This window comes from Nostoc sp. FACHB-152 (assembly GCF_014697475.1).
GTDB lineage: Bacteria > Cyanobacteriota > Cyanobacteriia > Cyanobacteriales > Nostocaceae > Nostoc_B.
On sequence record NZ_JACJRV010000003.1, the window covers coordinates 311,332 to 327,956 of the forward strand.

General features: G+C 40.2%; 15 protein-coding genes. 13 read left to right on the forward strand and 2 right to left on the reverse strand.

All coding sequences use genetic code 11. From position 1 onward, the window contains the following. Window positions 1-275 precede the first annotated feature (275 nt). From H6G76_RS05155 to H6G76_RS05165, 3 genes are all read left to right on the forward strand, one after another. Window positions 276-794, forward strand: coding sequence for an adenine phosphoribosyltransferase (locus H6G76_RS05155; protein ID WP_190696361.1), 519 nt, complete (start codon window positions 276-278; stop codon window positions 792-794). Between the two features lie 79 nt (window positions 795-873). After that, window positions 874-1,914 (forward strand): ABC transporter permease, encoded by a 1,041-nt coding sequence (locus H6G76_RS05160; RefSeq protein WP_190696464.1) that lies wholly within the window; start codon window positions 874-876, stop codon window positions 1,912-1,914. An 86-nt stretch (window positions 1,915-2,000) separates the two neighbouring features. Next, window positions 2,001-2,282 carry a hypothetical protein gene (locus H6G76_RS05165; protein WP_190696364.1) on the forward strand — a complete coding sequence of 94 codons (282 nt, stop codon included), beginning with the start codon at window positions 2,001-2,003 and terminating at the stop codon, window positions 2,280-2,282. Window positions 2,283-2,429: 147 nt separating this feature from the next. Here the strand turns inward: H6G76_RS05165 and lspA are convergent, their stop codons facing one another. Together lspA and H6G76_RS05175 are read right to left on the reverse strand one after the other, a co-directional pair. After that, a complete protein-coding gene (lspA, locus tag H6G76_RS05170; protein ID WP_190696367.1) occupies window positions 2,430-2,903 on the reverse strand; it encodes a signal peptidase II in 474 nt (157 codons plus the stop codon). Window positions 2,904-2,966: 63 nt separating this feature from the next. After that, window positions 2,967-3,554, reverse strand: a complete 588-nt coding sequence (locus H6G76_RS05175; RefSeq protein ID WP_190696370.1) for a biotin transporter BioY — start codon at window positions 3,552-3,554, stop codon at window positions 2,967-2,969. A 978-nt stretch (window positions 3,555-4,532) separates the two neighbouring features. Between H6G76_RS05175 and pstS the strand changes: the two genes are divergently transcribed. The 10 genes from pstS to H6G76_RS05225 all read left to right on the forward strand — a co-directional run bounded on the left by pstS (window position 4,533) and on the right by H6G76_RS05225 (window position 16,563). Further along, window positions 4,533-5,714, forward strand: a complete 1,182-nt coding sequence (gene pstS / locus H6G76_RS05180; RefSeq protein ID WP_190696373.1) for a phosphate ABC transporter substrate-binding protein PstS — start codon at window positions 4,533-4,535, stop codon at window positions 5,712-5,714. 197 nt (window positions 5,715-5,911) lie between these two features. Then, window positions 5,912-6,862, forward strand: coding sequence for a phosphate ABC transporter permease subunit PstC (gene pstC, locus H6G76_RS05185; protein ID WP_190696376.1), 951 nt, complete (start codon window positions 5,912-5,914; stop codon window positions 6,860-6,862). A 19-nt stretch (window positions 6,863-6,881) separates the two neighbouring features. Next, window positions 6,882-7,763: a phosphate ABC transporter permease PstA gene (gene pstA / locus H6G76_RS05190; protein WP_190696379.1), complete on the forward strand. Its 882-nt coding sequence runs from the start codon at window positions 6,882-6,884 to the stop codon at window positions 7,761-7,763. Between the two features lie 136 nt (window positions 7,764-7,899). Then, entirely contained in the window at window positions 7,900-8,706 is an 807-nt protein-coding gene (gene pstB / locus H6G76_RS05195) for a phosphate ABC transporter ATP-binding protein PstB (RefSeq protein WP_190696382.1), read from the forward strand. A 938-nt stretch (window positions 8,707-9,644) separates the two neighbouring features. Beyond that, window positions 9,645-10,145: a DUF2231 domain-containing protein gene (locus H6G76_RS05200; RefSeq protein WP_190696385.1), complete on the forward strand. Its 501-nt coding sequence runs from the start codon at window positions 9,645-9,647 to the stop codon at window positions 10,143-10,145. Beyond that, window positions 10,142-10,747 carry a DUF2231 domain-containing protein gene (locus tag H6G76_RS05205; protein ID WP_190696388.1) on the forward strand — a complete coding sequence of 202 codons (606 nt, stop codon included), beginning with the start codon at window positions 10,142-10,144 and terminating at the stop codon, window positions 10,745-10,747. The genes H6G76_RS05200 and H6G76_RS05205 overlap by 4 nt, the downstream gene beginning before the upstream one ends. Window positions 10,748-10,912: 165 nt before the next feature. Next, on the forward strand, window positions 10,913-11,824 hold the full coding sequence (locus H6G76_RS05210; protein ID WP_190696391.1) for a cytochrome c oxidase subunit II: 912 nt from the start codon (window positions 10,913-10,915) through the stop codon (window positions 11,822-11,824). Between the two features lie 38 nt (window positions 11,825-11,862). Next, window positions 11,863-13,533, forward strand: coding sequence for a cytochrome c oxidase subunit I (gene ctaD / locus H6G76_RS05215; RefSeq protein WP_190696393.1), 1,671 nt, complete (start codon window positions 11,863-11,865; stop codon window positions 13,531-13,533). A gap of 100 nt (window positions 13,534-13,633) precedes the next feature. Further along, complete coding sequence (locus H6G76_RS05220; protein WP_190696397.1) at window positions 13,634-14,245, forward strand: heme-copper oxidase subunit III; 612 nt, start codon at window positions 13,634-13,636, stop codon at window positions 14,243-14,245. Window positions 14,246-14,484: 239 nt separating this feature from the next. Continuing rightward, window positions 14,485-16,563, forward strand: coding sequence for a cation:proton antiporter (locus H6G76_RS05225; RefSeq protein ID WP_190696400.1), 2,079 nt, complete (start codon window positions 14,485-14,487; stop codon window positions 16,561-16,563). Window positions 16,564-16,625 lie beyond the last annotated feature (62 nt).

A 16,625-nucleotide genomic window follows, 5' to 3' on the forward strand; every position in this document is an offset into this window, starting at 1 on the left:
AGTTTTTTCAGCATCAGTTTATCTTCCTTTATCATGAATAACAGCCATATTTAAGCTTGGTGTAGATTCTCCGTATCGTCAATGGCGGTGATACTAGAGTCTTAAAACCAGCGTATGACATTATAGTGTACGATTTTTCTGGGAATGAGAAATGAAAAGAGGAAACGGGGCAGGGAGCATGAGGGAATATCGCTGTCAGTTTTCCCTCTACTCCTTTTCTCCCCTATCGCTTCTTTCCTACTCCCCACTCCCTACTCCCTATTCCCTAACTGTTTATGGATTTAAGATCTCTCATTCGTGACATTCCAGATTTTCCCAAGCCAGGCATTTTATTTCGAGATATTACTACTTTACTGCGCGATCCAGAGGGACTACGCTACACTATTGACTTTTTTACAGAAAAATGCAAAGAAGCTGGGTTTCAAGCAGATTATGTGCTTGGTATGGAATCACGGGGGTTTATTGTTGGCGCTCCATTAGCTTATAAATTAGAGGCGGGGTTTATTCCTGTTCGCAAAAGAGGTAAGTTACCCGCAGCCGTTCATTCAATTGAGTATGAGCTAGAGTATGGTACTGACTGCTTAGAAATGCATCAAGATGCTTTGCACGCAGGTAGCCGAGTCTTAATTGTGGATGATTTAATTGCTACAGGTGGAACAGCCAGTGCCACAGCAAAGTTAGTACAACAACTTGACTGCGAATTAGTTGGTTTTGGGTTTATTATCGAGCTACGGGATTTACAAGGGCGCAAGCATCTACCCGATGTACCGATTATCTCGTTAGTTGAATATTAGTCATTGGTCAAAAGTTTATAGTCCAAAGACATTGACCATTGACCATCGACCATTGACCATTGACTATAAACTAAATTCTATGACGGCTACAAAAATTTCCCTGGAGACAAGTCGAGATTGGCTAATTAGGCTAGTCACGAGTGAAACGTTTATTTATGTGATGAAACGGATATTGCAAGCACTGTTGACTTTATTGTTGGCATCAGCACTATCGTTTTTCATCATCAAATTGTCTCCAGGGGATTATGTAGATACCCTGCGACAAAATCCAAAAATTTCGCCAGAAAGAATCGAAGAAATTAGGAGACAGTTCGGTTTAGATAAATCTTGGCCTGAGCAATATTTCTCATGGTTGTGGCGGATATTGACTAAAGGGGATTTTGGCACAAGTTTTATTTATCAGCGTTCTGTTGCGTCGCTGTTGTGGGATCGAGTAAAGGCTACCTTATTATTAGCGATCGCTTCTTTAATTGTGACATGGGCGATCGCTATTCCCCTAGGAATTCTCGCTGCGGTCAAACAAAATAAAGCGACAGACCGCATATTACAGGTTGTCAGCTATACCGGACAAGGGTTTCCCAGTTTCATCACCGTTCTAGTTTTATTAATATTCGCTCAATTTACCTCACCCCTATTCCCCATTGGTGACATGACCAGCATCGACAATGCTGATTTATCTTGGTTCGGCAAAATTATTGATGTTGCTTGGCACATGATTTTACCCACCATTGCTTTGAGTATTACCAGCTTTGCTGGTTTACAACGCATTACTCGTGGGGAATTATTAGATGTACTGCGTCAAGATTATATTCAAACAGCCCGTGCCAAGGGACTACCAGAAAACCGAGTAATTTACGTTCATGCTCTCCGCAATGCTATCAACCCCTTAATAACTTTGCTCGGTTTTGAGTTAGCTAGTTTATTAGGTGGTGCATTTATCGCTGAACAATTCTTTAACTGGCCCGGCTTAGGAAGATTAACTTTACAAGCCGTTATCGCTAAAGACCAATATTTAGTGATGGCGAGCCTAGTTATGAGTGCTGTGCTATTGAATGTCGGCAACTTAATTGCAGATTTAATGTTAAAAGTAGCCGATCCTCGCATTCGTTTAGATTCTTAAGTAATAATGATGAGTCAAGGGTTTATAGTCCATAGTAATCACAATCAACTATTGACTCTTGATTATTGACATTGGACTCTTAAAATATGCTTTCCGAAGTTTATTACCTACTGCGTGTAAAAGCAGATGGTCGTTACCTTACAGCCCGTCCTAACTCTGAAGATAATGGTTATTTATTACTATTTCGGGAAAACTTTGATGCTTTAAGCTATCTCAACACCCATGCAGGAGAAGTAGCAAACCGCTTTGCTGTAGAATCTCTTCCTGGAAGCCAATTAAGTAGCTTGCTAAAACGTTGGGGCTTTATTGGGGTAGCGATGGTGTCTGATCCTTTGTTACCCAAAATAGACTTTTTACAGCATAGTTAAGTAGAGTCAACAGTCAATTGTCAATGGTCAATAGTTACATAGCAGTAACCACATAGATTAGGACATCAAAAAATCATACAAACCTGACTCAACGGGCTTTTAACTCTGTCACCTGTTCTCTGTCCCCTGTCCCCTGCTATACCTGCGTTACCTTCTATGATTTACCGTTGGTGTTTTTTGGAAAGAAGCAATTAGCAAACACACAATACCAATACTAATAAATGAATCTGCCACGTTAAATACGGCAAAATTAATCAATCGAAAGTCAAGAAAATCTACTACATAGCCTAAAACAAAACGATCAATACCGTTGCCCATCGCCCCGCCCAAAATCATTCCATACCCCAACTGATCCCAACGATTTAATACTGGGCCTAACAAAGCCAAAGCTATCAATACTAAACTTACTCCTAACGATAACCAGCGCAGCCACTCTACTTTCCCACTGAGCAAACTAAAAGCCGCACCAGTATTAGTAACATAGGTAAAGTGAAAAACCCCTGGTATAAGTGGGAGGGTTTCTCCTAATTTAAAAGTTTGTACTACCCAATATTTTGTCAGTTGGTCTAAGAAAAAAGCGAAAAAAGCAGCTATCCAAAACAGGCGATTTTTTAAAGTCATGGTGAGTTGGTTAACAGTCAACAGTCAACAGTCAACAGTCAACTATTGACAATGGACTATTGACTAATAAAACATTAAGTGACGTAATAAATATGCTATTACGGTAACGGCACAGACTACAGCTAATTGCCCTGGTATTGGTAACCAAGAGTATTTGAGGATTGCTTGAATTAAAGACAATTTTTCTGTGCCTTGCCACTGAAAAAAGTAACTGATAATCAAATAAGTAATACCGCAGAAGTGGACGGTTAACAAGCCACAAAGACAACTAAATGCTAAAGATTCTAGTTTTGGTCTGGCTTGAAAAGCAATAAAGCCACATATCCATGCGCCAGGAATAAAGCCCAGTAGATACCCAAACTGTGACAGCCTGACATAACCAAGACCCCCACCATCAGAAAATACAGGGAGTAAGGTTAATCCCATCACTAGATAGGCAATTTGTGAGAGTGCGCCAGCATTTTGCCCTCCCAAGCAACCTACGAGTAGCACCGCACCAATTTGACAGGTGACACCTAAAGAAAAAGTTTGAATTCCGTGCTGACTCCAACTCCAAGGCAAGGTGATACCATAGGCTTCAAGGAATGTACCACCCATTGTTAGGAGTAAGCCGATCATAGACCATAATAATTGATTGGAAGCAGCAAACATCTATAAGGCAAAAGCGAAAAGCAATAGCAACCAGTATAGGCATTAATCAAGAAAATAAATTTTTACTTATACCTTAATCAACTAGCATATCTTTGTTGTGAGTATTTGGCTGGTAACTTTTGTGCTTTTGTCTATGTCATTCTGGCTTGGGAAATTCACAGCTTTTCTAAATTTTAGTCTTCACGCCATTTTTTATAACGAGATTTTACTTAAATGGCTGTAAAATAATTAACATTGTTTTCTTGATTTATCCAAGTTTATATATCTGCTGTCGATAGTTAGCAGCACAGCAGTGAACATTTTATCAAAGTAAACATTAGGCGATCGCTTCATATTTCATTTAAAGACTTATTTATAGTCTAATTTTTTTGAAATTAGCTTTGTAGCAGTCGAAATAAGGGCTAGGACAAGCACTAATTATAAAACATTGACAGTAAGAGACTTTCAAACCTATTCCCTGTTGCCTATTGCCTGACTACACAAGTATGTTCAGTTATATAGCAATCCTATTTGATTTATGAAAATCCCAAGAATCAGATACTCGACTTCTTCAAAAAGTCAGGTATCTTGTTATTTACGAATGATTTAGAAATGCTATATTGCCCAGATTATAATACAAACAAATTTATTAGTTACAAGCAAATAGATAATTTTTAGACTGCCTATTATCCTAAAACTTATTATTTAAGTATCATAATCTGATTCATGACAATTTTACAAATTTCTCTAGCTTTGATCCATAAAAATACGCTGATCGTCAGTCGTTCAAACTTAGATTACTGCGGCTTAGATTCATCTGAAACTTAAAACAAAGATTTGATGTATAAATTTTATCCAATAAAGACCCGTAAAGATTGGAAAATTTCTTCAAATATAAGTTCTCTTTTGCCTTTTATTAACCTTCCCTTAACCTAAACGTCTATTCTTTAGGAGTATCGTAGAATCGCTAACCTGGAAACTTACTGAAAATTGACACCGATGCTCTCAAGTCTAAATGCAATTAAAAATCACCGTTTCGCTGCTTCGACAGCAGTATTATTACTGAGCCTGAGTCTAGCTGCTTGTGGCGGACAGCAAGGTTCCGATAATACTGCTAGCAAAGACGCACCTGCTGGTACAGCTAAAGATGCTACAGCCTCCACCACTACAAAATTAGACTTAGGCGGTAACGTTGCATTAACTGGTGCAGGAGCTTCTTTTCCTGCTCCTTTATATGCAAGTTGGTTTAATGACTTAAACAAAAAATATCCCAATCTACAAGTAAACTATCAATCAGTTGGTAGCGGTGCGGGAGTTGAGCAATTCATCAAAGGTACTGTAGACTTTGGTGCTAGCGACGTGGCGATGAAGGATGAAGAAATCCAAAAAGTTCCACAAGATAAAGGTGTAATTTTGTTGCCGATGACTGCGGGTAGCATTGTTTTGGCTTATAACTTACCAGATGTGGCAGAACTGAAGCTACCAAGGGCAGTTTACACCGATATTTTATTGGGTAAAATCAAAAATTGGAACGATGCCAAAATTAAAGCCGCTAACCCAGATGCGAAGTTACCTGACCAAGCAATTACAGTAGTACATCGTTCGGATGGTAGTGGTACCACAGGCGTGTTTACAAAACATCTAAGTACTATCAGCCCTGAGTGGAAGAGTAAAGTGGGTGATGGCAAGACTGTAAACTGGCCAGTGGGCGTTGGTGCTAAAGGTAATGAAGGTGTGACCGCCCAAGTTCAACAAACTCAAGGCTCGATTGGCTATGTCGAGTATGGCTATGCTAAACAAAATAATCTTAAATTCGCGGCGGTAGAAAACAAAGGCGGCAAATTTGTTGTCCCAACCGATGAGTCCGCATCTAAAACTCTAGAGTCAGTAACCCTACCAGCAAATCTCCGCGCCTTTATTACAGACCCAGAAGGTGCAGATTCTTACCCCATTGTTACCTACACATGGATTTTAGCTTACAAAAAATATCCTGATGCTGCCAAAGCCAAAGCAGTAGAAGCTATGATTGAGTACGGTTTAACTGAAGGTCAAAAAGTTGCCAAAGATTTAGGGTATGTTCCGCTACCTCAAAATGTAGTTCAAAAAGTGGCGGCTGCTGCTGATCAAATCAGCCCAGACTACAAAATTGCCATTGGTGGTAATACCAGTGCCAGTAAATAGCATTCAGAAAATAGTGAATATTTAACAAGCAAAATATGAGGCATCTACAGTCAAGAATTATCTAGTTAATCTTAAGAGCTTGAAACTGTTAATTTTGACGCTGTGATGTCTCACTTTTTAAATGTATACAGCAAAAATTTCACTATTCTGGTTTCTTCAGACATTTTTCTCTACTTGAATCTTTAAAGTCAGTATACATGGCTACAAATTCTCAAAATTTGCCATCAGCAATTAAAAATCGCTCCGAAATCGGTAAATCCTTAGATAGGGGCTTTATTTGGCTGACTCGAATTTTCGCCTTGGCAGTTGCTGCTACTTTATTATGGATTGCTATACAAGTTACTATTAGTGCTTGGCCTGCTATCCAAAAATTTGGGGTTGGCTTTTTAGCTAAGAGTACCTGGAATCCTGTTAATGATGAGTATGGCGTACTGCCTCAAGTTTACGGAACTTTAGTCAGTTCTTTTATTGGTCTATTAATTGCTGTACCTATAGGCGTTGGTACGGCGGTTTTATTGAGTGAAAATTTTCTGCCAGCTAAAATCAAACTGGTGTTAGTTTTCTTAGTAGAACTGCTGGCTGCTATTCCCAGTGTTGTCTATGGCGTGTGGGGAATTTTTGTCTTAATCCCAATCTTAAATAACTTGGGTAAATGGCTGAATCAATCATTGGGTTGGATACCATTGTTTAGTACCCCTCCCACAGGCCCAGGGATGTTACCGGCGGGAATTATTTTGGCAATTATGACTTTGCCAATTATCACAGCGATATCTCGTGATGCTTTGATTTCGTTACCATCCAGTTTACGACAAGCATCTATAGGTTTAGGTGCAACTCGTTGGGAAACGATTTTTCAAATAATAATTCCCGCAGCTTTTTCGGGAATTGTGAGTGCTGTCATGTTAGCACTCGGTCGGGCAATGGGAGAGACAATGGCAGTTACAATGCTAATTGGTAACTCTAATAACATTAGTCTTTCACTGTTAGCTCCAGCCAATACAATTTCTTCTCTATTAGCCAATCAATTTGCTGAGGCTAGTGGTTTACAAATAGCAGCGTTAATGTACGCTGCTTTAGTTTTGTTTGTATTAACACTCATAGTCAATATTTTGGCTGAGTTGATTGTGATCAGAATGAAGCGACTGTAGCTGAGTTGTTGGTTAAATTATGATTTCTCATTATCCTGAAAGGAGTTTAACTCGTTCGTCAACGTCTCCCCGGACATTGTTTAATACTACAATGACTGTGGTAGCATTTATCTGTGGGGCGTTGGCACTTTTGCCTTTGCTGGCTGTACTCTCTTACGTTTTAATACAAGGGTTTAGTAGTCTCAACCTCAGCATCTTCACCCAGTTACCACCAGCACCTCTAAGACCAGGTGGTGGTTTTGGTAATGCAATTTTAGGAACTTTGCTGATGGTAGGTATTGCTGCCTTAATCAGTATACCGTTTGGGGTAATTGCAGCAATTTATCTCACAGAATTCAGTTCTGGTAAAATAGCTAGATGGGTACGTTTTGCTACTAATGTCCTGAGTGGAGTGCCTTCTATTATTGCTGGGGTATTTGCTTATGGAATTGTGGTATTAACATTAGTAAGGCTGAACTTAGGTTCATATTCAGCTATTGGTGGAGGATTTGCTTTGGCAATTTTGATGTTGCCAATTATTGTCAGAACAACTGACGAAGCTTTACAACTAGTATCACAAGATTTACGGCAGGCATCGGCAGGTTTAGGTGCAACTAATTTTCAAACAGTTACACAAGTTGTATTGCCAGCTGCATTACCTGCTATTGTAACTGGTTCAACATTAGCGATCGCCAGAGCATCTGGCGAAACTGCTCCCTTATTATTTACTGCTTTATTTTCTACCTTCTGGCCAAATAGCTTGTTTCAACCGACAGCATCCCTCGCTGTTTTGGTTTACAACTTTGCGATTTCTCCATTTAAAAATTGGCAGTCACTAGCTTGGGCAGCATCTTTAATTTTGGTGTTAATGGTTTTGCTTACTAGTATTATTGCCCGTTGGGCAACTCGCCAAAAAGCCTAAGAAAAAGGCTGAAGTATGAAGTCTGAAATGAAGAAACCTTTGGATGATAGGTGCTTTATTTCTGTCAAAAAACTAGTCAATGACATGGCATAGCACAGTTGCATTGCTACCTCTTAAAACCTCAATTAGAGTATTTATGGCTACAAACATTAGTACAGCAAACAGCACTGACACAGTATTACACACAGAAAATCTGAACGTTTATTACGGTAAATATTTAGCCTTGCAAAATATTTGGCTAGATATACCAAAAAATAAAGTTACAGCTTTTATCGGCCCGTCTGGTTGCGGTAAAAGTACATTGCTACGATGCTATAACCGTCTCAATGATTTGATTGATTCATTTAGAGCAGAAGGTAAGGTTTTTTATTACGGGAAAAACTTGTATGCGCCAGATGTTGATCCTGTAGAAGTGCGCCGCCGAATTGGGATGGTATTTCAAAGACCAAATCCATTTCCCAAATCCATTTATGACAATATTGCTTTTGGTGCCAAAATCAATGGCTATAAAGGTAATATGGACGAATTAGTAGAGCAGAGTTTACGCAAAGCAGCTTTGTGGGACGAAGTTAAAGATAAATTACGGCAAAGTGGTTCGTCTTTGTCTGGCGGACAGCAACAAAGATTGTGTATTGCACGGGCGATCGCAGTTCAACCAGAAATTATACTTATGGATGAACCTTGCTCGGCTCTAGATCCTATCTCTACATTGCGCGTAGAAGAGCTAATTCATGAACTCAAAGAGCAATATACAATTGTCATCGTTACCCACAATATGCAACAAGCAGCACGGGTATCTGACAAAACAGCCTTCTTCAACGTGCGCCCTACAGAATCAGGCGGACGAATTGGCTTCTTGGTGGAATACGATGCCACAGAAGTAATATTTAACAATCCCAAACAAGAAGATACCCGCGATTATGTTAGCGGTCGATTTGGTTAAATGTTAAATATTACTATTTGTTGTTGATGTTGCAACGGTTAGGGATTGCAAAACATTTTGCGCTTTATATATCTTATTTTGCATCCCTAACTAAATGTAGGTAAATCTTACTTAGGTATGAATTTTTTCATATTGAGATTTACACAAATATGTATTCTTAGACCGATAATAGGGTAACGTAGTGAAAGTAAAAATAATTGTTAAAGCTACGTGAACTACAAAGGTAAGCTAATCAAGAAAAGAAATTATATTGTGTTGATTTTGTGGGATGGGCATCTTGCCCGTCCCATAGATTTTTAAAGCAGTCAGTATGCCTACCCTAAAAAATAGCTCAATCTCTGCGTTTGGTCTGTTAATGCATCGCAACTTTATTATCTGTAGCTATTTTTTGCAGTGTAATTCTCATCTTAATATAATACGAACTTATTGCAAGTTAATATTTAACTCATCGTTGCAGAGATTTTGTATTTTTAACTACAAAGCTATATTTGATAATTGTGCAAACTTGCATATACAAATATTTTTTTATGTGTAATATAGCAAAATAAAAGCAAAATTAGCTACATTAGGGTTCTGATTTTTCTGATAGTAAAAATATTTTTAAGATTTTATATTATTTCTTTTGACAACTACTAAAAAAATCCTTAAGCTAATAGATAAGGTACCAACGTTAAAATCAAAAACCACGATTTTGTGAGGTAAATTCAAAATCGTTGTTCTAAAGTATCAGCATGAACAAATGAATTGAACTTAATCATTGAACATAAATAGTAGCTTCAACCAATTTAGCTAAAACATACCTAATACCTGATGCACTGGATTTCGCCGCGCAGTGTAAACATAATCCAGTCAGGTATGAATACTTGTTGTAATTTTCGTGCTTGTTTGTCAATTCTAAAACTTGGGCTGAGTGCAATAAATATGTCTAGGAGAGTAATATGCTTGAGTTTTTTACCTCATTGAACGACCATAATTTACCCTATCCAGATACGGTACATCCCATCGTTGTTCACTTCGTCATTGCGATGGTCTTGTTTGCATTTTTTTGTGATGTATTAGGTTTTTTAACTGGGAAAGCTCGCTTATTTGAAGTGAGTTGGTGGAATATGTTTGTCGCTACGATCGCCATTTTTATAGCGATTATTTTTGGACAATTTGAAGCTGGTTTAGCGAGACCTTACGACGTAGCTAAATCAGTGCTAAATGTTCATACATTAATTGGTTGGTCACTTTCAGGCATCATCGCTGCAATTACAGCATGGCGTTATGTTCTTCGTTCACGCAACCCCCAAAAATTACCTATTCATTATCTAGCAGCAGGAATTCTCTTAGTTGCAATAGTTGGTGTGCAAGTATATCTCGGCGATGAATTGGTTTGGATATATGGACTGCACACAGTACCAGTTGTTGAAGCAGCAAAGGATGGGATGTTGCCATGAATTCAGAATTGATTGACCAATTAAACGTACAGATAGGTGCTAACGGACTACCTTACACTCTGCCGATTCACCCTAATTTAGTGCATCTCACCATAGGTTTATTCATCATTGGTATTACCTTTGATTTCGTTGGTTTTTTGTTTCCCATTCAAAAATGGGTGTTCAAATTTTTGGCAATTACTGTTGAACGCTCCAACTTCTTTGATGTTGGTTGGTACAACATGGTTGGCGCAACCATTATTACCGTTTTCACCGTTGCGGCTGGCTTTTACGAAATGCTCTTAGCATCTCCACCAACTGATGTTAAAAGTGCCTGGGGAATGCCAGCAATGGAAACCATGATTTGGCATGGAATTGGTGGTGTCATCTTACTAGGTATGTTTGTTGGGATGACCATGTGGAGAGGCTGGCAGCGTTACGCATGGAGCCAAGACGAAGAAGTAGAAGTGCAATGGAGCTATTTATTAGCGGGAGTATCAATTATGTTTTTGATGTTCCTCCACGGCACATTAGGAGCGCAATTAGCTGCTGAATTTGGCGTACACAACACAGCAGATAGTTTGTTGCGATTGGGTGAAGACCTCAACACAATGCTCAAATAACTGTCCAGGGTCAAAAGTCCAAAGTCCAAAGTAATTAATTTTGACTATTGCCCCTTCGGGTGACGCTCGTTCCGACGCTGGAAGACTCGCTAACGCCAGCTACTCATGGCGGAGACCCCCTTCCGCTACTGGCTCACCATTGACCATTGACTCTTGACCAAAACCATGAAGAAGATTCTAAACATTTTGACATTAATTACTGGTGCGATCGCTGTCAGCATCACCAGTATATGGATAGGCAAACAAGCCTATTCCTGGCTACCTCCCCAAGCGGCTGCCGAATCTCATTTGATAGATGATTTGATTAGCTTCTTAGTGACATTAGGTGCGTTTATCTTCCTCGGCGTAACCAGCACCATAATGTACTCGGTGATTTTCCATCGTGCTAAGAAAAACGACTTCAGCGATGGCCCCCACATTGAAGGTAACGTTGCGTTAGAAGTAGTTTGGACAGCAATCCCCATCATGTTAGTGCTGTGGATTGCTGGCTATAGCTCTCAAGTTTACGAAGAAATGGGGATTCAAGGCCCCACCCAGTTAGTGCATCTGCATAACCCAATGGGTATGGAATCAGCTTATGCAGCACCAACAGATGCCGCTATTAGCGAACCCGTTGAAAAAATTGATGTCATCGCCAAGCAATGGGCGTGGGTATTCCATTATCCTGAGAAAAATGTTACCAGTACCGAATTGCATTTACCAAGCGATCGCCGCGTGCGTCTAGCACTGCAATCAGAAGATGTACTGCACGGTTTTTATATCCCTGCATTCCGCCTCAAACAAGACATCATTCCCAGCCATACTATCGACTTTGAATTCACACCTATTCGCCAGGGTGAATATCGCCTCACCGACTCCCAATATAGCGGCACTTACTTTGCCACTATGCAGGCAAATGTAGTTGTGGAGTCTCCCGAAGAATATCACAAATGGCTTGCCAAAGTAGCCACACACAAACCCTTCTTTGCCAAGAACCAAGCTGTTAATGAATACGCCGAAACAGCTAGCGAACCAGTGAAGAATGGCTGGGATACCGTTGTCCCCGCCGCACCTCCCCTAGTTAATTACTCCGGTTGACACCCCCACACCCTTATTTTTTATAAGGAAACTTCTCGATGACTAACATCCCTATTAAAGGTCTCAGCGTTCCGGTTGAGAAACCTCACCACGAAACCCCAGGTGGCTGGAAGCAGTACTTCAGCTTCAGCACCGACCACAAAGTTATCGGTATTCAATACCTCGTTACAGCATTTATTTTCTTTCTAGTCGGCGGTATCTTTGCAATGATATTGCGCGGAGAACTAATCACCCCCGAAGCCGACTTAGTAGACCGCACCGTTTATAACGGAATGTTCACCATGCACGGCACAGTCATGCTGTTCTTGTGGACATTTCCCTCACTAGTTGGTTTTGCTAACTATCTCGTACCCCTAATGATTGGGGCGCGAGATATGGCCTTTCCCCGCCTCAACGCTGTCGCCTTTTGGATGGTGCCAGTAGTCGGTATTTTGTTGATGTCCAGTTTCTTTGTTCCTGGTGGCCCTGCCCAAGCAGGTTGGTGGGCATATCCGCCAGTCAGCCTCCAGAACCCCACAGGGAACTTGATTAACGGTCAAGTACTGTGGCTGTTAGCAGTGGCAATTTCTGGTGTCTCCTCAATTATGGGGGCAGTCAACTTTGTCACCACCATTGTGAAAATGCGCGCCCCAGGTATGGGCTTCTTCCGGATGCCTTTGTTTGTTTGGGCAGTATTTAGCGCGCAAATCATTCAATTGTTTGGACTACCGGCACTAACAGCTGGTGCAGTCATGCTGCTACTTGACCTTACCGTTGGTACTGGCTTTTTCAACCCCAGCAACGGCGGAAATCCAGTCATGTTCCAGCATTACTTCTGGTTCTACTCTCACCCTGCTGTTTATGTGATCATTCTGCCAGTCTTTGGCATCTTCTCAGAAATCTTCCCTGTCTACTCCCGCAAACCCTTATTTGGCTACAAAGTAGTTGCAATTTCATCACTGTTAATTGCCGTAGTCAGTGCCATTGTCTGGGTACACCATATGTATGTCAGTGGTACTCCAGCCTGGATGCGGTTGATTTTCATGCTGACAACTATGTTTGTGTCTGTACCAACTGGCATTAAAGTGTTTGCTTGGGTAGCAACCATTTGGGGCGGTAAGCTGCGGTTGAATACAGCCATGTTATTTGCCCTTGGTGCATTAATTATGTTTGTCTTTGCAGGCATCACAGGGATCATGCTTTCTTCTGTACCTGTGGATGTTCACGTTAACAATACCTATTTTGTAGTTGGACACTTCCACTACGTCTTGTTTGGCACTGTGACAATGGGCTTGTATGCCGCTATTTATCACTGGTTCCCCAAAATGACTGGGCGGATGTATTACGAAGGTTGGGGTAAGTTGCACTTCTGGTTGTCATTTATTGGTACAAACCTCAACTTCTTGCCTATGCACCCATTAGGTTTGCAAGGAATGTTGCGTCGGGTTTCTTCTTACGCACCAGAGTATGAATTCTGGAACATTATTGCTAGTCTTGGTGCATTCTTGTTAGGTATGTCTACCTTGCCCTTCATCTTCAACATGGTGATTTCTTGGATGCATGGTGAAAAAGCACCAGATAATCCTTGGCGGGCAATTGGTTTAGAGTGGATGGTTTCTTCTCCACCACCTGTTGAGAACTTTGAGGAGATTCCGGTGGTGATTTCGGAACCTTATGGTTACGGCAAATCTGAACCTTTAGTAGCAGAAGCTAATAGTCAGCATCAATGAGTGACAACATCTGCGTCCATCTGCGGTTTTAAACGCAGAGGGGCACTGAGGTAAACGCGGTGGTACGCGGAGTAATATTACAAAATCAAGAATTTCACCAATGGACAGCTATATCGTTTCAGAAGAGTTGAAAAATCACTCTCATCATGCTGGCGAACATGGACATGATGAAGAAGGCAATAAGATGTTTGGCTTCATTGTCTTCTTACTTTCGGAAAGTGTCATTTTCTTGAGCTTTTTCGCTGGTTATATCGTCTACAAGCTCACCATTCCTAATTGGTTGCCGCCTGGTGTTGAAGGATTAGAAGTTAGAGATCCCGCTATCAATACCGTCGTGTTGGTTGCTAGTAGTTTTGTGATTTACTTAGCAGAAAAAGCTTTGCAACGTCACAATTTGTGGGGTTTTCGCCTGTTTCTCTTAGCAACAATGGCGATGGGAAGCTACTTTTTAGCAGGGCAAGCCATTGAGTGGAGTCACTTGGCTTTTGGTTTCACCACTGGAACCTTTGGCGGGATGTTCTACTTGTTAACAGGTTTCCACGGTTTGCACGTTTTCACTGGCATCCTGTTGCAATTGATTATCTTTGTCCGCTCTTTCTTTCCTGGCAATTACAACTCAGGACACTTTGGCGTTAACGCTACCTCATTGTTCTGGCACTTCGTCGATGTCATCTGGATTGTTTTGTTTATCCTAATTTACATTTGGCAGTAAATCTGAGCCTTTGTGCAGAAATTACAGCAAAGTTTAAGGGGAGGTAAGGTAATTTCCTTCCCTATTTTTATTAATTATATATTTCTAAAAATATGTCACTATACCCTTGTATAGATGTTTCAAAATTAAGCTTAAGGTAGAAATGTTAAGGCTTAAAATGAGCCAGATTATTTTTTGTTAAAAATTTTAAAGGCAAAAAATATAAAATTTTATCACGAAGACACCATTATTAATGACAAATGGCACTCCAATCTTTAGTACAAAGCCCTATTATCCAATTTACGATTCTTCTAATAGTAATATTTACAATACCTCCTATATTTGAACGCATTAAGCTACCTGGATTGGTAGGTTTGCTAGTGGCAGGAGTTGTTTTAGGACAGAATGGACTCAAGCTGCTAAATTCTGAATCTGAGACTATAGGACTGCTATCAGAAATCGGCAAAATTTATTTGATGTTTGTAGCAGGTTTAGAAATAGATTTAGACCAATTTCGGAAAACAAAGTATCGCTCAATTGGCTTTGGCAGCCTAACATTTTTAGTACCGCTAATTGCTGGTATTGCTGTCGGACGTTTATTTAATTTTGATTGGAATGCCTCTTTTCTGATTGGTTCTTTACTAGCATCCCATACTCTTTTGGCTTATCCAATTGTGAGTCGTTTGGGAGTTGTGACTAATGAAGCTGTGACAGTCACTATTGGAGCCACAATTTTTACTGATACAGGTGCTTTGTTAGTTCTCGCAATTTGTGTGGGAATTCACAAAGGAGAATTTTCAGCCCTGAGTTTAGCGACGTTGTTGGGTGGCTTGGCGATTTATTCTGTGGTTGTATTGTTTGGTTTTGACAGAGCAGGAAAAGAGTTTTTTAAACGTACTGGGGATGAACAAAGTAATCAGTTTTTGTTTATATTACTGGCATTATTTTTAGCCTCTGTCGGAGCGCAAGTTATTGGTGTTGAAAAAATTGTCGGTGCATTTTTAGCAGGATTAGCAGTTAATGATGTTCTAGGACGCAGCCCAGTTAAAGAAAAAGTTGAGTTTATTGGGAGTGTTTTATTTATCCCATGTTTCTTTGTAGATATGGGATTATTAATTAATATTCCAGCGTTTTTGAAAACTGTCAGTTCTATTTGGTTGACTCTAGCAATTGTAGTGGCATTGATTGGCAGTAAATTTATCGCAGCCTTTTTAGCTAAGTTACTTTACCGCTACAACACACCTGAGTTGTTAACAATGTGGTCGCTGTCATTACCACAAGTAGCAGCAACATTAGCAGCAACATTAGTGGCTTATCAAACTGTTAACCCGGCTGGTGAAAGGTTAATTAATGAAGGGGTTTTAAACAGTGTAATTGTTCTTATGCTGGTGACGGCAATTTTAGGGCCAGTAATTACAGCTAGGTTTGCGACTTCTTTACAGTTAACAGAAGCTGATATTGCCACAGATAGCTTGACAAATTGGTGGGATAATTCTGATATTCAGCAGGTAGAGTTACAAAAGCCATTTACTGTAGTAGTTCCAATATATAATCCCGAAACCCAACGCTATTTAATAGAAATGGCTGCACTTTTAGCACGTCATGAATCTGGACAAATTGTGCCATTAGCAATTACCAAAGCTTTAGTCCAGATGGATGATCCGCAGTTAATTACAGCCCTTGACCAAAGCCAAAAAAGATTGCAGTTGGCTAAAGAAATTAGTCAAGAATTTGATGTAGAAGTTGCACCTGCAATTAGGATTGATGATGATGCTGCTTTAGGAATTAGTCGCGCTAGCCGAGAACGCAACGCTAATTTAATTGTGATGGGTTGGTCTCGGACTACAGGTTTACGCGCTCGCTTGTTTGGGAGTGTAATTGATAGTGTATTTTGGTCTTCGCACTGTCCGGTTGCAGTTACACGGCTGTTGAGTAGTCCTACGACTATTCAAAGAATTCTTGTACCAGTAGGTGACTTGACAAGGCAAACAATAGGTACAGTGAGGTTTGCCCAAATTTTAGCTGATGTTAATCAGGCAGAGGTGGTATTGTTGCACGTAAGCGATCGCAAAACTCCCCCAGCTTTAGTAGAAAAATTTACCGCACAAATGTCGGAAATCGCTGCTAAAAGTCAGCTACAAGTGACAACAAATATCCAGACAGTTAAAGGTGATGATATTGCTAGAACTATTATTAAGGAGTCGCAAGGCTTTGATTTAGCGGTGTTGCGTTCTGTTCGTTATCGCACAGCCGGGGGTTTATCAGTTAGCCAAGTCACAACTCAAATACTTAGAGAATTGAAATGCTCAATTGTGATGTTGGGCGAACCTCACTCGTAAGAAATGGGTGTGAGGGGGTAGAGGGATAAAGATAAGGGTGTAGGGTAAGAATTTTCCCTTAT